The organism is Mucilaginibacter sp., from assembly GCF_041660805.1.
In the GTDB taxonomy this organism is placed as follows: domain Bacteria; phylum Bacteroidota; class Bacteroidia; order Sphingobacteriales; family Sphingobacteriaceae; genus Mucilaginibacter.
Map to the genome: position 1 here is coordinate 1 of NZ_JBAZVP010000053.1, position 18,284 is coordinate 18,284.

The 18,284-nt window shown below is 40.2% G+C and carries 18 protein-coding genes, 1 tRNA gene and 1 pseudogene; 4 read left to right on the forward strand and 16 right to left on the reverse strand.

The window, feature by feature from the left end; genetic code table 11:
• The 7 genes and pseudogenes from WC743_RS27375 to WC743_RS27405 all read right to left on the reverse strand — a co-directional run.
• Positions 1 to 592: pseudogene (locus WC743_RS27375) on the reverse strand (F0F1 ATP synthase subunit beta); the annotation flags it as partial.
• A gap of 210 nt (positions 593 to 802) precedes the next feature.
• Positions 803 to 1,792, reverse strand: coding sequence for an NAD(P)H-quinone oxidoreductase (locus WC743_RS27380; protein ID WP_373016745.1), 990 nt, complete (start codon positions 1,790 to 1,792; stop codon positions 803 to 805).
• 149 nt (positions 1,793 to 1,941) lie between these two features.
• Positions 1,942 to 4,341 carry an ABC transporter permease gene (locus WC743_RS27385; RefSeq protein ID WP_373016746.1) on the reverse strand — a complete coding sequence of 800 codons (2,400 nt, stop codon included), beginning with the start codon at positions 4,339 to 4,341 and terminating at the stop codon, positions 1,942 to 1,944.
• Between the two features lie 100 nt (positions 4,342 to 4,441).
• Positions 4,442 to 5,188: a hypothetical protein gene (locus WC743_RS27390; protein ID WP_373016747.1), complete on the reverse strand. Its 747-nt coding sequence runs from the start codon at positions 5,186 to 5,188 to the stop codon at positions 4,442 to 4,444.
• Positions 5,175 to 5,564, reverse strand: coding sequence for a GntR family transcriptional regulator (locus tag WC743_RS27395; protein ID WP_373016748.1), 390 nt, complete (start codon positions 5,562 to 5,564; stop codon positions 5,175 to 5,177). The genes WC743_RS27390 and WC743_RS27395 overlap by 14 nt, the downstream gene beginning before the upstream one ends.
• A gap of 1 nt (position 5,565) precedes the next feature.
• Positions 5,566 to 6,363 (reverse strand): hypothetical protein, encoded by a 798-nt coding sequence (locus tag WC743_RS27400; protein ID WP_373016749.1) that lies wholly within the window; start codon positions 6,361 to 6,363, stop codon positions 5,566 to 5,568.
• Positions 6,364 to 6,377: 14 nt separating this feature from the next.
• Positions 6,378 to 7,217 carry an ATP-binding cassette domain-containing protein gene (locus tag WC743_RS27405; RefSeq protein WP_373016750.1) on the reverse strand — a complete coding sequence of 280 codons (840 nt, stop codon included), beginning with the start codon at positions 7,215 to 7,217 and terminating at the stop codon, positions 6,378 to 6,380.
• Between the two features lie 155 nt (positions 7,218 to 7,372).
• On the opposite strand from WC743_RS27405, the gene WC743_RS27410 reads away from it, so the two are divergent.
• From WC743_RS27410 to obgE, 4 genes are all read left to right on the forward strand, one after another.
• The gene (locus WC743_RS27410) at positions 7,373 to 7,834 is read left to right on the forward strand and encodes a redoxin domain-containing protein (RefSeq protein ID WP_373016751.1); all 462 of its coding nucleotides are present in this window, start codon (positions 7,373 to 7,375) and stop codon (positions 7,832 to 7,834) included.
• A gap of 105 nt (positions 7,835 to 7,939) precedes the next feature.
• Positions 7,940 to 8,013: transfer RNA gene (locus tag WC743_RS27415), tRNA-Arg, on the forward strand.
• A gap of 99 nt (positions 8,014 to 8,112) precedes the next feature.
• Complete coding sequence (locus tag WC743_RS27420) at positions 8,113 to 8,685, forward strand: adenylate kinase (protein ID WP_373016752.1); 573 nt, start codon at positions 8,113 to 8,115, stop codon at positions 8,683 to 8,685.
• Between the two features lie 94 nt (positions 8,686 to 8,779).
• Positions 8,780 to 9,778, forward strand: a complete 999-nt coding sequence (gene obgE, locus WC743_RS27425) for a GTPase ObgE (RefSeq protein WP_373016753.1) — start codon at positions 8,780 to 8,782, stop codon at positions 9,776 to 9,778.
• Positions 9,779 to 9,782: 4 nt separating this feature from the next.
• Here the strand turns inward: obgE and WC743_RS27430 are convergent, their stop codons facing one another.
• The 9 genes from WC743_RS27430 to WC743_RS27470 all read right to left on the reverse strand — a co-directional run.
• Entirely contained in the window at positions 9,783 to 11,363 is a 1,581-nt protein-coding gene (locus WC743_RS27430; RefSeq protein WP_373016754.1) for a hypothetical protein, read from the reverse strand.
• Positions 11,364 to 11,375: 12 nt separating this feature from the next.
• Positions 11,376 to 11,927, reverse strand: a complete 552-nt coding sequence (locus tag WC743_RS27435) for a WcaF family extracellular polysaccharide biosynthesis acetyltransferase (protein ID WP_373016755.1) — start codon at positions 11,925 to 11,927, stop codon at positions 11,376 to 11,378.
• Complete coding sequence (gene xrtY / locus WC743_RS27440) at positions 11,914 to 12,480, reverse strand: exosortase Y (RefSeq protein ID WP_373016756.1); 567 nt, start codon at positions 12,478 to 12,480, stop codon at positions 11,914 to 11,916. Before xrtY ends, WC743_RS27435 begins: the two co-directional genes overlap by 14 nt.
• Positions 12,467 to 13,333 carry a glycosyltransferase family 2 protein gene (locus tag WC743_RS27445; protein ID WP_373016757.1) on the reverse strand — a complete coding sequence of 289 codons (867 nt, stop codon included), beginning with the start codon at positions 13,331 to 13,333 and terminating at the stop codon, positions 12,467 to 12,469. Before WC743_RS27445 ends, xrtY begins: the two co-directional genes overlap by 14 nt.
• Complete coding sequence (locus WC743_RS27450) at positions 13,330 to 13,950, reverse strand: class I SAM-dependent methyltransferase (protein ID WP_373016758.1); 621 nt, start codon at positions 13,948 to 13,950, stop codon at positions 13,330 to 13,332. The genes WC743_RS27445 and WC743_RS27450 overlap by 4 nt, the downstream gene beginning before the upstream one ends.
• Positions 13,943 to 15,085: an XrtY-associated glycosyltransferase XYAG1 gene (locus tag WC743_RS27455; protein ID WP_373016759.1), complete on the reverse strand. Its 1,143-nt coding sequence runs from the start codon at positions 15,083 to 15,085 to the stop codon at positions 13,943 to 13,945. The genes WC743_RS27450 and WC743_RS27455 overlap by 8 nt, the downstream gene beginning before the upstream one ends.
• Entirely contained in the window at positions 15,082 to 16,479 is a 1,398-nt protein-coding gene (locus WC743_RS27460) for an exosortase Y-associated Wzy-like protein (protein ID WP_373016760.1), read from the reverse strand. Before WC743_RS27460 ends, WC743_RS27455 begins: the two co-directional genes overlap by 4 nt.
• Positions 16,476 to 17,318, reverse strand: a complete 843-nt coding sequence (locus tag WC743_RS27465; protein ID WP_373016761.1) for an FkbM family methyltransferase — start codon at positions 17,316 to 17,318, stop codon at positions 16,476 to 16,478. Before WC743_RS27465 ends, WC743_RS27460 begins: the two co-directional genes overlap by 4 nt.
• A partial coding sequence (locus WC743_RS27470; protein ID WP_373016762.1) for a glycosyltransferase family 4 protein occupies positions 17,305 to 18,284 on the reverse strand: 980 nt, incomplete at its 5' end. The genes WC743_RS27470 and WC743_RS27465, both read right to left, overlap by 14 nt.

Below are 18,284 nucleotides of genomic sequence, written 5' to 3' on the forward strand. Positions count from 1 at the left end.
GCATCTCGCGCAGTAAGTCGTTACCTTCACGGGTACGCTCACCTACACCTGCAAATACAGATAAACCTGCATAAGCTTTCGCGATGTTATTGATCAGTTCTTGAATTAATACTGTTTTACCAACACCTGCACCACCAAACAAACCAATTTTACCACCTTTTACATAAGGCTCTAAAAGGTCAATTACTTTGATACCTGTAAACAATGCTTCAGTTTCGGTAGATAGATCTTCGAAACGTGGAGGAGTTGCGTGGATAGGGCGTCCATTAGTTTTATCTAAAGCAGGGATACCGTCAATTGCATCACCAACTACGTTAAATACACGGCCTTTGATTCCTTCACCAACCGGCATTTTTATAGCCGCTTCGGTATCTAAAACATTCATTCCGCGCAGCAAACCATCTGTTGAGTCCATGGCGATTGCACGTACACGGTCTTCACCTAAATGCTGCTGAACTTCTAAAATAATTTTTTGTCCGTTGTCTTTTGTAATCTCAAGCGCATCATAAATCTTAGGAAGATGTGCATCATTAGCGAAACTAACGTCAACTACCGGACCAATGATCCTTGATATTTTTCCAATGTTTGGCATATATAACCTGGTGTTTTAAAGAATTTTAAATGAAATACATACCCCTAATACAAGACGGTACCATTTCAGAGGCGCAAAGTTAAGGTTTATAACCAAATATTTAAATAGTTATGTAAACTTTTTATGGCAAGTATTATTGATATGATTTTAAATCATACCTGATGAGTTAATAAGGCATTTTTTGGGAAGCTAAAGACATTATATGCTGCGTTATAAATCTTCAAAACTTAACATGATCTTCCCTATATGCTCGCTGCTTTCCATTAATTCATGCGCTTTTGATGCCTCATTGGCAGGGAATATTTTGTAGATAACGGGTTTTATTTTGCCCGATGCCAGTAATGGCCAAATGTGCTCTTCCAGGTTTTTGGCAATGGCGCTTTTAAATCCGGTATCGCGCGACCGCAGCAGGGAGCCGGTTAGGTTGAGCCGTTTGCGCATTACGGCTGCAAGATCTACCTGTACATCCTTCCCCCTCATAGCGTTGATCATTACCAGGCGGCCATCATCTGCAAGGCATTTAATATTTAGGGGAGTGTAATCGCCGCCTATCATATCTAAAATTACATTAACACCTTTACCACTTGTAAGTTGTAATATGGTTTCGCTAAAGTTTTCTGTTTTATAATTGATGGCATTTGCGGCCCCAAGCTGCTCGCAAAAAATACATTTTTCTTCGCTGCCCGCGGTTACATATACCGTACTGCCCAGGGCTGTTGCCATTTGTATAGCTGCTACACCAATACCGCTTGAGCCGCCATGTACCAACAGACTTTCGCCGGGTTGCAGGTTAGCCCTGTCAAACACATTACTCCAAACAGTAAAAAATGTTTCGGGCAATGAAGCAGCCTCTGCAAAGGATAAGTTTTCAGGAACAGGCAGGCATTGCCCCTCAGGCACGTTGCAAAATTCGGCATAACCACCACCTGTTACAAGGGCGCATACCTTATCGCCAATTTTCCAGCGTTGCACATTTGATCCTGTTTCGGTAATAATGCCTGCTATTTCCAGTCCGGGAATATCTTTTGGTGCACCTGCAGGCGGCGGATAATTGCCTTTGCGCTGTGCTACATCTGGCCGGTTAACGCCCGCGGCCATTACTTTCACCAATACTTCATTGTCGGCCATTACAGGCGTGGGCCTGTCGGCTAATTGCAAAACTTCCGGAGGGCCGGGTTGGGTAATAATGATGGCTTTCATAGGATGTAAATATCAGCATTAGTAACCCTGATGAAGCGCTTTATGTTTGCGATGACTCACCCGATCTACGCTTCGCTGGATCACCCTCTCTACGCTATGCGTAAAGAGGGTTGGGAATAGTTAAACAGGCAAAGCCTTTAGCTTACCTGTTATTCACTCTTTAAACTGTCTGCCGGGTTTGCCATGGCTGCTTTAAACGATTGCGCGCTAATGGTTATTAAAGCGATTATTACCGCACCGGCACCTGCTAATACCAATATCCACCATTGAAAGCTTTGGCGGTAAGCAAAGCCCTGCAGCCATTGTTGCATAGTTAACCAGGCCAGTGGCGCGGCTATTATAAATGAAATAGCCACCAGTTTAATGAAATCTTTAGAAAGCATAGTAACAATACTGGAAATACTTGCCCCCAATACCTTGCGGATGCCGATCTCTTTATTGCGCTGTTCTGCTGCATAAGCAGCCAGACTAAATAATCCCAAACATGCAATAATTACAGCAAGCGTGGTAAATGATAAGAATAGTGTGCCTGTACGCTGCTCGGTTCGGTAAGCATGGTTAAAATCCTCGTCCATAAAAGAATATTCAAAATGCTGATTAGGCGATAAGGCATTCCATTTATGCTCTACCTGAGCTATAAGAGGCTTTATATTTTTGGCATTTACTTTTATACTCAACGCGCCTTTATCATCCGCCAGCAGCATAACTACCGGGGTAATATTGTCTCTCAGCGAACTAAAGTTGAAATCTTTTACCACGCCGATAACATGAAATTCTTTTAAAGGCTCGTTTGGATTGCCCGATGGCCTGTATACTTTTTGATCAATAGGATTATTAGCAATGCCCAGCATCCGGGCGGCTGTTTGGTTTACGATAACCGCCAACGAATCTGTTGAGAACTGTTTAGAGAAATTCCGGCCTTTAGCAATGCCCATTCCCATAGTATTTATGTAATCTTCATCAATGGGCCATACCTCTGTAAACAGCGCGTTTTTAGGATCAGAGGTTTTATTGCGGAACACAGCATCGGGCGCCCTTACAACGCCGGTTGGTAAAAAGCCGCTTAGCGAGGCGTTTTCGACCCCGGCAAGTTGTTTAACTTCTTGTTTAAATGTTTTTGCATCGTCTACCACATCAACATTTTTTATAACCATTACCTGGTTGCGGTTAAAGCCCAGGTCTTTTTTCTGTATGTAGTTGAGCTGGTTGTAAATTACCAGCGTACCGATGATCAGGAAGATTGAAATAGCGAACTGAAATACCACCAGAAAATTGCGAAGATTACCTCCTTTAAAGCCTGTAGACACTTTGCCCTTTAGTACACTAATTGGCTGAAACGCCGACAGGTAAAATGCCGGGTACGAGCCTGCCGCTACACCAACCACCAAAATAATTACGAGTAACGACGGGGATAACCACAAGACCGTTTGCAAAGTAATGGAAAGCTCTTTACCAGATATTTGATTAAATAGCGGCAGTAGTGCCCAGGCGGCCAGCACAGCTATTATTGCAGCCGCTATGGTTACCAGTATAGATTCGGACAGGAACTGAGCAATGAGGGAACTACGTGATGAGCCCAGCACTTTACGTACGCCCACTTCCCTTGCCCGGTTTGCCGAACGGGCGGTAGACATGTTCATGAAATTGATACAGGCTATCAGCAATACAAACAGCGCTATGGCCGAAAATATGTAAACGTATGTTATACTACTGTTTGCTCCAAGCTCGTACTGGCGGTTTGATAGCAGGTGGATATCGGTAAGTGGAGTGATATTTAAATGAAAGTAGTTGCCGCTTTTCTCCAGCCGGTCATAATTGGTACCCATATTCTTTTTCAATATTCCGGGTAATTTCGCTTCTAATTTTTTAGGGTCCGCACCGGGTTTAAAAAGTATGTAAGTGGTGTAGCTAAAGTTATTCCATTCGTTACTTTTAGCATCTGCACGTGCCGCCAGAGACAAAAAGAAATCAAACTTAAAATGCGACTGGTTTGGAATATCCTTAATAACACCTGTTATTTTATAGTTGATGTTGCCCATTACAGTAAGCGTTTTGCCTACTGCCTGTGTATTGTTAAAATACCGCTTGGCAGTGGTTTCGGTAATAACGGCCGTGTTGGGTTCAGACAGCGCTGTTCTAGGGTCGCCCTCTATCATGGGCAATGTAAACACATTGAACAGCTCAGAGTCGGCATATACCACCTTTTCCTCCTGTATATATTCATTGCCTTTTTTAATACGTACGCCGGTATCATGTATGAGCCGGGCCGTTCTTTCAACCTCGGGAAAGTTATTGGCTAGGGTTGCTGCCAATGGAGGCGGTGTAATAGCGAACGACGCGACGTTGCCGCCATATTTCATATCCATATTAACACGGTATATCCGGTCGGCTTTGGTGTTGTACCGGTCGTAGCTCAGTTCATCAACCACGTAAAACACAATAAGCAGGCAGGTAGCCAGGCCTAATGCCAGGCCCAATACGTTAATAGCCGTAAAACCCTTGTTTTTTAAAAGCGTACGGAAGGCGGTTTTAATGAAATTCCTTATCATGAGCAATTGAATAGGTTGAGTGTTTTGCTGATGCTAAGTTATTTAATCACTAAATACCAAGGTGTTAAATAAAGTTAAAGTAGAATTTAGGTTTAGCGCTTTATAAATGTTTTAATGCTTTTAACGATTTGCCTGAAAGAATAATAGCAGAGCTATCTGCTAAATTTAAATTGAGGTGGTTAGCGTAACCATGGCCAATATCAAGGATGGTGTAATCTTTAAGGCTGGCGGTAACGTTATTAAAGTTCATGGTTTGTGTACCTTTTAACTCGGGGGCCATTTCAAATATCACCTGGCTTGAATCGGCTTGTGCAATATTAAGCGTATCGAAATTATGATTATAACTCTCTACCTCCAGGCGCGATTTGCCTTTAAGACTGATACTGATATTGGCCTGTTTTAGCTTTTGTAACTCAAAATTGGTATCGCTGCCATCAATCGATAGTAATTGCGGGGCAAACAAGCGTACCAGTACCGTACGACGCATCCAGTCGCGTTCGCCCAGGCTTTTATATTTGTTTGGGAAGGTAAGGTGCAGGGTGTCGTTTTTTACAAAGGCTTTAAACGTAACGTCTTTTTCATATTCTCTCCAATCGTTCAGTACCCGTACCGATGATTTCTTATTTTGTTCGAAAATGATATTTGTAACATTACCTCCCTCCAGTTTAAGGTGTTTGTAAGGCTGCTCCAACACACGGTTGTAGTTCCAGTAAAGATCGCCTTTATCAATCTTGTTGTATACGTTCTTCAATACCAAATTTGATGCAAACACACCCACCACCATTAATACCAAAACGGAAAGCAGTATGGCGGTGCTTAGCTTAATGCCTGTTTTATTTTTCATCATTATTATTTTTAAAGTGTTGTTTGATAAATTCATTATAACGTGCGGTTATTTCATCTGCAGGTACATCTAAAAGGTACATATTGCGAAAAAATAGGGGCAACTCGTTCTCTATAAATTGTTCTTTCCTGAAGTTGATCACCCGATCAATAGCGGCGTCTTCAGCAAAATAACCTACGCCGCGTTTATTGGTGATAATTTCGCGCTGCTGTAGGAAATCATAGGCGCGTTGTACTGTGTTAGGGTTCACCTCCATCAGCACAGCCAAATCGCGGATGCTTAATATTTTGCTGCCGGGCTGCCACTGTTTAAGCAGTATCTGTTCGCAAACATATTCGGCTATTTGTAAGTATATTGCTTGTTTTTCTCTAAAATCCATTTTAAATCTCTTTCTCTCTCAACCTTATATAGGCCGTTATCCATAAAACAGCAGGTAAAACATACTGAATGAATATATCAGATACACGCGATACCGCATGTGGCAGTTCAATTTTACCCACCTCAGATCGTACTTTTATCAGCACGGTATAAAAGGGGAAGGCAACATCAACATTATTAAACATTATACTGGCAACGGCTAAATTTAAACCATATATGCCTCCCAATACCGCACACACCAACAGTGCAACCTTAACAATAGCTACACGGTTAAAATACAACGAGCCTATTAGCATTGCACCTGCAAAATTAGCCCACATGATATATACTTTTTCTACAACATTGTTGTTGAAAAAAGGATATACGTAAACATGGTCATACAGCTTTTGATAAAGTGGACTGGTACGGTCCAGCCCGTTATGGTAGGCCGTTACGAAGGTGTAGTCCATTAGCCTATAAAAGCCTAAAAATATAAAGAGGAAAAATACCCCGGCTGTTAAAATACCACAAAGCCATTTTTCGAGCACAGATGCCGGTAGCGTTAAATATGCAGAGCCACCCGCATTGGTATTAAAATAACCAAATACAAATGATGCCAGTACTGTGCCGCCACCAACAAAACCCCATATAAAGGATAAGTTTTGTGCCGGCCCGTAATCAACAGCATAAAGCACCAGCGTATATAAAATAAGTGTAAAGCAAAGTATAAGGCCCATTAGGCCAATAAGTTGTACCGGCCGTTCTAAAACGGTTTTTTTTAGCAACAGGCCAAATCTGGTTAGGTTAAACGTATCGTTCATAATAACAAGCTGTTTTAATTAAGTGGGAATAGTTGTTTGGCCATTGCCGGGTTTTCGGTTACACCGTTAAACAAGTGTTCGAGGTTCAGGGCCGAATCTTCGTTATGAAGGTTTTCCATTATTACAGAAATACCCCGCAGCATTTTTTCGGAATACAGCACCTTTACACCAGCCGGTATTTCTGATACGGTTTTAAAGCAAAGCTTTTCGGCAATATCCGTTATGGAAGAGTGCAGCAACAGGTTACCATCATCTACTATCATTACTTTATCTATCATATTCTCCAGGTCGCGGATCTGGTGGGTGGATATAAAAATAATCCGGTCCTCATTCATTACAGAAGCAATGAGTTTTCTGAATTGCGCTTTAGACGGGATGTCGAGCCCGTTAGTAGGTTCATCCATTAGTAATACCCTGGTATTACAAGCAAGCGCAAAGGCGATTACGAACTTTTTTTGCTGCCCGAATGATAATTTATTCAGTTTACCGGTAACGCTCACTTCAAATTCCTTCAGGTATTGATAGAAGCTGTCCTCATCAAACAATGGGTAAAAAGGAGCAAACAGATTTTGGTACTGTTTAATATTTAACGATGGCACGTAAACATCCTCGGCAATGTAATATATGGTTTGCAGGAACGATGGTTTCCTGCTTTGCGGGTTCATGCCATTTATCATCACATTACCTTCTACAGGAAATAATGTGCCAACCATGTTTTTGAGCAAGGTTGATTTGCCTGCACCGTTTTTCCCTAATAAACCATATATACTGCCACTCTCAATTAATAGCGACAAATTTTTATAAAGCAATTTTTTGCGGGTGTACCCAAAAGACAAATTATTGAATTGTATCATTAGTGTATTAGTTAAGTAGTACACTGCAAATGTATATCAATAAATATCATTTCCAAGCTTTTACAAAAATATTTTAAATGTAATTTTTTTTTAATTTTCAATTCGCGGAGCAAGTAGTTCGGTTATTTATTATTTTTTTGTAAAAAACAACAACTATGTCTTTACAACCAGGCCAGGCTGCACCGCAGTTTAAATTAACATCATCAGATCTTAAAGAGGTTTCATTAGCAGATTTTAAGGGTAAAAAGGTAGTTATCCACTTTTTCCCGTTGGCATTCACAGGCGTATGCACCACGCAATTATGCACCATGCGCGATAGCTTTGGTTATTATGACGGCCTTAACGCGCAGATATTAGGTATATCTGTTGATTCGCCTTTTACATTGGCCAAGTTCAAAGAAGAGAACGCGTACCAGTTTCCGTTACTGTCAGATTTTAATAAGGATGTATCGGCAGCGTACGGCGCTTTATATGCAGAGTTTGCCTTTGGGATGAAAGGCGTATCAAAACGCGCGGCCTTTGTTATTGACGAAGAGCAGAATATCATTTATGCAGAGGTACTTGAAAACGCCGGCGACCTGCCAAATTTTGAGATAATTGCAGAAAAAGTAAAGTAATTGATAAAAAGTTTGCAGTGAATGGAAAAGAATTCTATTTTTGCAGTCCGTTAAAAAAGGGTCTTATGTCGGTTTGTGATGTAAGAATACCAATTGCCGGAAAATGCACTTGTAGCTCAATTGGATAGAGCACCTGACTACGGATCAGGAGGTTAGGGGTTCGACTCCCTTCAAGTGCACATATTTCACCTGGCGGGTTTTACCCTTTTTCAGGTGTGCCAAAAGTTAAGCCTCTGAGTATTGTTCCCAAAGGCTTTTTTAATTTTAATTATTAAGGGATGCTTAACTTAGTACTATTTGGTCCGCCCGGGGCAGGGAAGGGTACTCAATCACAAAATCTTATAGAAAAATTCGGTTTAATTCATCTATCAACAGGCGATTTACTGCGTAATGAAATTGCACAGGGAACTGAACTTGGCCGCGAAGCCAAAAAGCTGATGGATGAAGGTGTTCTGGTACCTGATAAGGTGGTAATAGGAATGATCAGCAATAAGCTTGATGCTAATAAAGATGCAAAAGGGTTTATTTTTGATGGTTTCCCCCGCACGGTAGCACAGGCAGAGGCACTTGATGAGCTGCTTGCATCAAAAGGATCAGAAATATCTGGCATGATAGCGCTTGAGGTTAACGACGCCGAACTGGAGCAACGCTTGTTACTGCGTGGCAAAAGCTCTGGCAGGCCTGACGATGCCAACCCGGAAATTATACGTAAACGTATTAAAGAATATAATGATAAAACCGCGCCTGTTGCAGGTTTTTATCAAGCTCATAACAAATACAAAAGCATAAACGGAATAGGATCAATTGATGAAATTTTTGGTTCTATCAATTCTGTTATAGCTGCTTATTAAGAATTTCGAATGTTCAATTTCGGATTTATTTCCGGGGTGTAAATTTGTTATTCAAAATTCGATATTTTAAATTCGATATTCGAAATCCTCCATTATGTCTCAAGGTTCAAATTTTGTTGATTATGTAAAGATCTGTTGCCGTTCCGGTCACGGTGGTGCGGGTTCTTCACATTTGCACAGAGATATATTAACCTCAATGGGTGGCCCTGATGGTGGTGATGGTGGCCGCGGCGGGCATGTTATTGTAAAAGGTAATGCCCAGCTATGGACTTTATTGCACCTTAAATTTCGTAAACACGTTATTGCCGGAGATGGTGATGGCGGCGGCAGTTCATTAAGGAGCGGTAAAACCGGTCGTGATGAGATATTGGAAGTACCGCTGGGTACCATTGCCAAAAATGCCGAAACAGGCGAAGTGCTTTTTGAGATAAATACCGACGGTGAAACTAAAATATTAACTACGGGCGGCCGTGGCGGCTTAGGCAACTGGCATTTTAAAACTGCCACCAAGCAAACCCCGCGTTTTGCCCAGCCGGGCGAAGATGGCCAGGAAGACTGGAACATTCTTGAATTAAAAATACTGGCTGATGTAGGTTTAGTAGGTTTCCCCAATGCGGGTAAATCAACTCTGCTGTCTGTTGTATCTGCGGCAAAGCCTGAGATAGCCGATTATGCTTTTACAACGCTTGTTCCCAACCTGGGGATAGTTGGGTACCGTAACAACAAATCGTTTGTTATGGCGGATATACCGGGTATTATAGAAGGTGCATCACAGGGCAAGGGCTTAGGGATCCGTTTCCTGAGGCATATTGAACGTAACTCGGTACTGTTATTTATGGTGCCTGCTGATACCGCCCGCACGATAAAAGAAGAATACAGCATCTTGTTAAAAGAACTGAACGAGTATAATCCCGAACTGATGCATAAGCCGCGTGTGCTGGCCATTACCAAATCAGATATGCTTGATGACGAATTGCAGCAGGAGATGGAGAAAGAAGTGCCGGCAGATATCCCTTATGTATTCATATCGTCAGTAGCTCAAAAGAACATTACCGAGCTAAAAGACCTGCTTTGGAAAGAGATAAACAAGTAAGGTTTTACCTGTAACTGTTAGAGTAGTACAATACGTAATCACCGCTTATTTCTTTAAGCGAAAATCCTTTATATCCGGGGAAGCATTTTAAATATACCGATGCCCTTATGCCAATATATTTTGATGGAAGAAGTATGTAGATAGGACCCGAGTGGCCCTTGTGTATCCATTCATCATAGTTTATACTGATGTCGGGCCCTAAGGGTTGTAGGGTTATGAACCGGTTGTTCACAATATCAAGCCCAAGATCCGGACTGATAAAAACAAACAGGGCGTTATGGCTTTGTTTATCTAGCTTAGAGATATAATCCATTGCTTCCCGGTCAATAAACTGCTGCGCAATGCCCGATGCGCCGTGCGGGTTTTCATCTTTAATGCGTTTATATCCCTCTATATAAAACATCAGGCTAAAGGCCATTATAAATAAGGCCACCAGGCCAAGCATAATTTTGTACGCCTGTTTTAAATAAGCAAACAAATATACTGTACCGGGTATTACCAATAAACCAATCAGCCTGAAATGCCTTGCCTCGTATGATATAGCCATTTCCCGCAAATAGGCGTAGCTAAAAAACACTACAGATACCGAGTAAAATACGATAAGCATTAACCGGTAATTTTTATTAGGTATATAAACCAATATGGCCCTGATAAGCGCTATGCTTAATATGGCCAGTATTAGTAACACGATAATAGCCCATGTATAATTAAATATGGGCACATCGTTATGGTAAATTAATCCGTTTGAAAGGTCATCAGCAGAGAACCCTGACAGCAGGGGCGAAGCAAGCGGGAAGCTAAAGGTTTCCCAGGTTAATTTTATCCCGCCCGATGAAGACGATGGGTTTATGCCTTTTGAGAGATAAAAAATATAGATGCAAGCTACAGATATCACAGCGGGGATGCCGGGCCAAAGCCCTTTTAAGATCCAGCCCTTAATTGTAGTTTGCCCTTCAGAAAGGCGGATCCAGATGAATAATAACCCGGCGGCATACATCCATATAAATGATGATTTACAGATGAAACCGATCCAACCGGTGAGCAATACAAACAGTACTAACCTGATACCGGGCTTATTGAACACTATGCATCCGTATAAGAACCACCCAAAAAAACCAAAGAGTAATACCTCGCCGCCGTTATAAAAAATATACGGACTAAAAAATGCCTGCTGGCATATCACCAAAACCAAACTTAACGCGCTAATAAGCGGGCTAAAGCCTGCTTTTTTAAAGAAGGCATATAAGCCGGCTAAACCTATGATTTGGCATATGGTGGTTGTGATGGCTGCAGCCTGCCCGGTGTTTACAGTAAAAACTAATTTAAAAAGGTAGGGCACCAGATATTGCCCGGGCGACCACCATGTCAGGAATTCGCTTGTGTTTTTGGCCAGATCAAACTGATCTGGCTTAACGAGCATGTTAAATCCGCCGCCTAATTCCATTGACCGCATAACCTGGAACCCCCAACTGGGATCGGGGAAAATTGCGGCAGGATACAGCAGTACCAGTATGCCCAAAATAACTGTTACAGTGCCTATAGCCCCAAGGATGAATTTATAAAGCGAGGATTTTTTTGCGGACATAAACAAATATGGTTAAAGAATTTCGCGCTGGCGAACTTTAACAGCGGGGTTACCCTGGTAAACGGAATAGGCATCTAAGTTTTTAGTAGCTACAGAACCGGTTGAAAGCACCGAATGCGACGCTGCAACAACACCCGGTGTTACCACAGCTCCGCAACCTATCCATACACCATCCTCCAGTACAATATTGCCGGTTATTAAATCGAACGAGGATTTTTTATAGTTATGGCTGCCGGTTTGCAAGATAGTGGCTTGTGATAAGCATACGTTACGGCCAATAGTTACCATAACCAGGTTATCTATCCATACACCATCGCCAAGCCAGGTATTATCGCCAACTTTTAGCAGCCAGGGGTATTTTATATTTACCCGATGCCTTATAACAACTTTTTGGCCAATTGAAGCACCAAACATACGAAGCAGCGCAATTTTGATAATACTAAAGGGGAAAAGGCTTGTTTTAAATATAAAAGCGTTTACGTAAAACCATAGTATCCGCTTAATTCCACTGCCTCCCGGGTGATATGGGTGATTATTATAAGAGGCCAGATCAGTTTGCTGCATGTAGCTTAAAATATTTATCCTGGTAACGGGTGTAAAAATAAATGCTTACAGCAATTAACAGGTAAGCAATTAAATTAAAAATTGTATGATGGTCTGTTATATAAACATTAGAGTGTTTCCAATATAATGCAAGCAGCATAAAGCGGACTAAATTAAGCAGCTGTATACTAATTATACCCACAAAGAAAAAGTATAATTTGGCTTTTAATACTCCCGGATAGGCTATTACAAAGGCAGTAAAAAAGGTCATTACCCCAAAGCCCAAACAATCATAACCAACGTTAATGATGTTATGCTTTACAACCAGCATTTGTGTAATGTTAGTTTTTGTTTGATAGCCAAGTAGCTGAAGAGTAGCCGAACTGCTTTCTATTAATACATATCTTAACCAGGCAATAAAATTAAGGTGTTTATCTAAAAAGGGGCTGTACAGCCCACCCGGCGCCGTAAGGCTTAAGTAAATGATATAAAAACCATATAATAAGGCAAACAGGCCAAGAAACTTAATTACAAATACAATTGCCGGGTTTAGTTGTGGTTTATTTTTCGGCATGCTTGTTTTGCTTGATGATCTCATCAATTTTAATATCTACCACTAACCTAAACCAAAAGCCTTGCATAAAATGAAAAATGATTCCTGTACGGCCATCTAATATACCCAGTTTAAAAATTATACGGTAAATAAAATAAAGCATTGGCCTCACATAACGCGGCAATTGCCACCAAAGCTGTTTAAGCCAGGCAGTACGTTCATCCGGCGAGCCCCAAAAGTGCGGTTTTACTGTTTGGTGCCTCAATTTCAGTATCCGCTCAGTTTCTTCAATAGCAAGCAGGTCGCTGTATTTATTATGCTTATCTATCCAAAAACTGATCTTATTTTCTTTTAAATTCTCTTCAATGATGTGGCCGTCTTTCCAAATAATAGTATTTCCCGGCACTATCATGCGATGGTCCATATTTTCGTTGATATCCGAATAGCCAATGCCATACCTCATCATTTTAAGCAGGTAAAACGGATAATAACCGCCATACCTGATCCATCGGCCTTTAAAAAAGTTTTTACGGTTAAAGTAAATCCCATTAACCTGCTGATGATCCTCATCTTTAAAAGCAAGTAAACGCCTGTGAAGCTCAGGAGTGATGATATGATCAGCATCCAGGCATATTACCCATGGCGTTTGTATGTTGAAGGTTTTTAAGGCGTGGTCCCATTGCTTTGGATGATTTTCAAAGGGGTGTTGTGCTACAATAGCCCCGGCATTTGCAGCAATGTTTATAGTGCCATCTGTACTGCCGGAATCCAGCATAAAGATAGCCGCATTTAAACCAGCCATTGATGCAAGCAGCCTGGGCAGGTGTACTTCTTCGTTATAAGTTAGTATGATGAAAGAGTAGTGCAGGTTCAATTTAACCGGGCTTTAATGATCATGGATTTCCAAAGATAAGGTACGCGCCCGCAACCTATAAAGTTTGTTACTGTAAAACCCGCGTCAGTCAATAATTTACTCAAGGTTTTAGCCGACCACATTTTAATATGCCCGCCAAGCCATAACGGACTAAGGTGCGAATCCCATTTGTTAAATAAACTAAGTACAAGGTTTTTAATATAGCCGTGATAGGGCGTAGTAATAATAAGTTCCGCGTTGGTGTGAAGTGCCGTTTTACAGAAATTTATAAAGCCTTCGGGGTCATACAGGTGTTCAATTACCTCGGTAGAGATAATGGTGTCAAATGGCAGGTTTTGCAACTCTTCGGGTAGTTTCCCGGGAGATAGGTCCTGCACGAAAAAACGATCAGGGTTGGTTTCCCGTGCTATTATAATTCCTTTTTCAGAAGCATCCGTACCATACACATTAAACCCTAACGAAATGAGGTAGTTAACTAAATAACCATTACCGCAACCCAGATCTAAAATGCACTTGTTTTTATTTTTATCGAGCAGCTTTAATAAAGCATCCCGCGTGTATTTAAAATTATGGGTCATTTGGCTGCTGTGATAACCATAATCTTTATAATCACTCATTCCCTATAATTTTTTGGTAAAGGTTAATGTATTCCTGCGTTAATTTATGGCCGGTAAAGTCACTGCGCACAATACCCGGCGCTATTTTGGCGATCTCTTTCAGGTCATCCATATGATTGGTGCCGATATCATTTATTGCATCGCTAACCGATTGTGGCGTTGTTTGGCAAACCCAGCCTAATTTATTATCAGTAACATAATTTGCCAGGCCAACATGTTCGGTAATTAAAACCGCTGTACCAACACTTAAGCTTTCAATAACTACGTTGCCAAAATTCTCATCATGCGATGGCAAAACTAACAGATCATGCTGATGAAGCAAATCAAATTTGTTATTCCCAAAGAAACCGGCCCATGTAATTTTATCGTCTATGTGGTTGTTTATTGCAATAGTCTTTAATCTATCAATATAATCTTTATTGCCATTACCGGCAATTGTTAGATGATAAGGTACTGAAACCAATTTAAGGGCATCAAGTAAAATATCTAATCCTTTCTTCTCTTCAATCCGCGAAAAAAACAACAGTTTTAAATAGGGCAAAGCCAATTTTTCAGGATAGTTTTTTTCTTCATCAAGCTTAACAAAATTAGAGATAGTTGTAATACTTAAAGATGTAACCAGCTTACTTACCGCTATGCTTTCTTTAGCAGATGTAACATGCATATGGCTTCTTTTTAATAGCCGCCTGCCTAAAACTTTATGGATCAAATTCTTGAAACCAACATTTTTATTAGAAAACGTGTAATTACTAAGCATACCCCTTGGTGAGATAATTACAGGAACCTTTTTTAAAAACGCTATGTGGCAGGATAAAACAGAAACCAAATTCCACCATGCGTGAATATGCACTATATCAAACTCATTGATCCTTCCTAAAAGCGCTTTTAACAGGGCAGGCGAAAAGTGGGTATGATCTTTAGTGATACGGGTAAAATAAGTGACCATAACACCATCAACAATTACAGGTTCATTCGGGATCATTGAAAGTTCATCTACCCCGTTCGCTGTAGTAGTAAACACTTCAATGTAAGCGCCAGCTTCGCTTAATTGTTCACATAAAAGGGCGACAGACATGGTTGGCCCGCCATATATAAAAGCAGGTTTATAAGCAGCAGTGATATGCAGTATCCTCAATACTTTTTTAAAATTTTAACCCGTAATAAAATACGATGCAGTATTATCATACTTATAAAGCTCCAGAATACCGAGTTTATTAAAAACTCAAAACTTAACCCCCGCCAAAAGATCTGGAACAGACCGCTAAATATAAGTGCGGACCCCAAAATGTAACCTCCAAACAAATGTTCGGCTTTGTTAGATATCAGTTGTGCAATGGCACCATAGGCAAAAAGAGAAATAAAGATGCCAATTAATCCGCCTGATAAGTAACCATCTACAATAAAAGCGGGTTTAGCAGATACGGTGGAGCCTCTCATAATTACGCCCGCCTTGTATACGCGTTCCATAATTAAATCTTCTGTTATTGGTTTGGCGGGCCAAACTGCACGCGGAATAATTGCTATAGCCGATTGTTTTAAAAGTGTAGTACCATAATAGTCAACGGTGATAGGAGTAGACTGAACAAATGTTGTAAACATATCTATCTCACTTAATCTATAAACAAAGAATGTCCAGTTTGAATCATCAATATCTTCATCATTGAGTACGGCATCAATGGCTAACTGTGATGATTCATCCGCATCTGTACCAGACCATGCGTTTTGACGGAAATTACTTACGTATGAAGGCAGAATTAAAAATAAAGCTAATATTAACGGCCCAAATGTTATAGTTACTAATTTTTTATAATTGGGGTATAAAAATATGCCCAAGACTACAACACTTATTATTATAGGCTCTTTAAAGCCGGATGTAAATGCCTGGTAAAAGTTAAATGCATATAGTACAAGGCAAATAATTGTATTTAATGACTTTTTTAAAGGTATTGCAAAAGCCAGTGCAAGTGTGCCCGCAATAAAACTTAATGAGTTAAATTGTAAAGAAAATTGAGATAAGCCGGGTAATCGGGTAAATATTACCGCTACAGGAAGGCTTATCAGTGCAATTCTTAACAGTAAATTGGCAAGCGTGTTTTTTTCAATATAGTACTTTTTCTTTTCAGAATAATTCATGCACAGTAATATACCTGTAACAAATGCCGCATGCCCCAGGCTGTAATAGCGTTGGCACTGGGCAATAAGCATTAATTTATTTGTATCTGTTAATGTATAAATGTTTGTTTTTTCAAAATTTTCATACCCCAAAGTGTTTAAAAAGTAGAATATGGTGGTACAGCACATAAACCCTGCAAATATTATTTGCATAAGGAATAGGGGGCGCATTAATTGTTCACTTAAGCGTCTGTCATTAGGAATAGGTTTTACCCAGCCGGTAAGGGTAAGATAAAATATGACAAAGCTACCTAACCAGGCTGTAAAGTATGATAATATAGGGTCCCATCTAAATAGTACAGCCAGTAACCAGGGGATGTAAAGTACAAGGTATCGTTCAACTCCTTTATTATTCATGCTTGTATGCAAAATAAATTACCGCTAACTATTGCGCCCGCGTTTATGATCAGCTCGCAGCCAACAGAAGTTATTTGATATACTTTGTAATTCAAATCGCTTAAAAATTGATAGCATTCATTAATATCCTGCCCCGGCGATGTCCAGTAATTAATGTCAAATTCAAAAATTATGCGGGGTTTATGTTTTGTCAAAGTTCCCTTTAAACCACGCAGCACATTAAATTCAAAGCCTTCTACATCAATTTTTATAAGATCTATTTTAGGCAGGGAGCCGATCTCTGTAAGGTCATCAGCTACTTTTACTGTTACTTGTTGCCTGTCGCTGCCGTGCGCATTTTTTAAGCTGAATGTCCCCTGGTTCCAGGCCTTGGTATCAATGTTAAATTCGGCCTCGCTTTCCATATCAGATAGCGCGAAAGGATATAGGGAGATGTTATTTAAACGGTTTAACCTGATGTTTTTTTCAAATTTTTCGCGTAAGTAATTAAGTGGTTCAAAAGCCAGTACCTTTCCATCGTTACCAACACATTGCCCCATTCTAATACTCTGTAAACCAATATTACCGCCAATATCTATAGCAATATCTCCCGGCCTTAATGAAATCCTTATCAGCTTATTTATTTCATCTTCATAAGTGCCGGTGCTTAAAATGGTCCATTCAATATAATTATCGGCCGTGGTATAAATAGCAATGTCTTCGTTATTTAGCCAAACAATGCCATTGTTTATAGTTTGCTTTAACTGGTCTGATGGTTTAAACAGATGCGAAAGGCGCTCCTTGCCGGGAAAATTCCAATTACGTGTAAAATCAAGTTTAATTCTGTCAGTTCTTTTCATGCAGTAATTTGTTTTCAATTGCTTCTGCAATTTTTATAAAACTCCAATTCTTGATCATTTTACCTGAGTTTTCACCATATTCTTCTAACAAAACTTTTGATTCCGTAAGGAGAGTTAAATGCTTAAGCAGGTCGCCTAGGTCACCACTTTTAAAAATACCACCGTTGTAGTTTTCTTTTACCAGATCAATTGCGCAGCCAACTTTGTCTGATACCAAAATTGCCTTTTTACAAGCCATAGCTTCGTTAACGGCAAGTCCCCAACTTTCTTCGGGACCTTTTGATGGCAGGCAGAACAAGTTGCATGCCTGGTAAATTGCAGGCATTTCTAATTGGTTTTTAAAATCGATAAAATGAATATTACTGTTCGCTGCCGAAGTTTCTTTTAACTGTTTTTGTAATACCCCATCCCCAACAAACAATAGGTGCAGGTTAGGTTGATTTAAGTTTATAACAGCTTTTAACAATAATGAAGGCGCTTTTTTATCTTCCAGTTTACCGGCAAACAATATTAATATGGCTTCGGCAGGTATACCCAAATTATTACGAAGCTTTTCTGCTTTTATATTATAGCTGGCAGCAAACCTATCATTATCAATAGCATGTGGCGCAAAAGTGAGCTGACCATCATTTAAACCGTACTTTTTAAAATAAGCTTTATTGTTTGTGCCTACATAAAAAGCATGATCGATATGCCTGTAAACCCATTTCAGGAAGACGGTTTTTAATGTTGATCTTAAATTTGGTTGTTCATCAAGCAAGGTGGAATCTCCCCTGAAATATACCGGCAATTTATTTTTAAAATATCGGATAGCTTTTAGATGGCTATGATATGCCCAGCCAAAAACTAATAGGGCAGCTGGCTTAAATGAATTTACTTGTTGGATCAGATCAGGATTTACAATGCCTTTAAAATGATGCGAACCTGCGTCAGCAGATGTGTTATTTACCCACTCATAAGCATATC

Bases quoted from the DNA above. Each gene is read 5' to 3' on its own strand.
- WC743_RS27380 (WP_373016745.1), bottom strand. From the start codon at position 1,792: ATGAAAGCCATCATTATTACCCAACCCGGCCCTCCGGAAGTTTTGCAA.
- WC743_RS27385 (WP_373016746.1), bottom strand. From the start codon at position 4,341: ATGATAAGGAATTTCATTAAAACCGCCTTCCGTACGCTTTTAAAAAAC.
- WC743_RS27390 (WP_373016747.1), bottom strand. From the start codon at position 5,188: ATGATGAAAAATAAAACAGGCATTAAGCTAAGCACCGCCATACTGCTT.
- WC743_RS27395 (WP_373016748.1), bottom strand. From the start codon at position 5,564: ATGGATTTTAGAGAAAAACAAGCAATATACTTACAAATAGCCGAATAT.
- WC743_RS27400 (WP_373016749.1), bottom strand. From the start codon at position 6,363: ATGAACGATACGTTTAACCTAACCAGATTTGGCCTGTTGCTAAAAAAA.
- WC743_RS27405 (WP_373016750.1), bottom strand. From the start codon at position 7,217: ATGATACAATTCAATAATTTGTCTTTTGGGTACACCCGCAAAAAATTG.
- WC743_RS27410 (WP_373016751.1), top strand. From the start codon at position 7,373: ATGTCTTTACAACCAGGCCAGGCTGCACCGCAGTTTAAATTAACATCA.
- WC743_RS27420 (WP_373016752.1), top strand. From the start codon at position 8,113: ATGCTTAACTTAGTACTATTTGGTCCGCCCGGGGCAGGGAAGGGTACT.
- obgE (WP_373016753.1), top strand. From the start codon at position 8,780: ATGTCTCAAGGTTCAAATTTTGTTGATTATGTAAAGATCTGTTGCCGT.
- WC743_RS27430 (WP_373016754.1), bottom strand. From the start codon at position 11,363: ATGTCCGCAAAAAAATCCTCGCTTTATAAATTCATCCTTGGGGCTATA.
- WC743_RS27435 (WP_373016755.1), bottom strand. From the start codon at position 11,927: ATGCAGCAAACTGATCTGGCCTCTTATAATAATCACCCATATCACCCG.
- xrtY (WP_373016756.1), bottom strand. From the start codon at position 12,480: ATGCCGAAAAATAAACCACAACTAAACCCGGCAATTGTATTTGTAATT.
- WC743_RS27450 (WP_373016758.1), bottom strand. From the start codon at position 13,950: ATGAGTGATTATAAAGATTATGGTTATCACAGCAGCCAAATGACCCAT.
- WC743_RS27460 (WP_373016760.1), bottom strand. From the start codon at position 16,479: ATGAATAATAAAGGAGTTGAACGATACCTTGTACTTTACATCCCCTGG.
- WC743_RS27465 (WP_373016761.1), bottom strand. From the start codon at position 17,318: ATGAAAAGAACTGACAGAATTAAACTTGATTTTACACGTAATTGGAAT.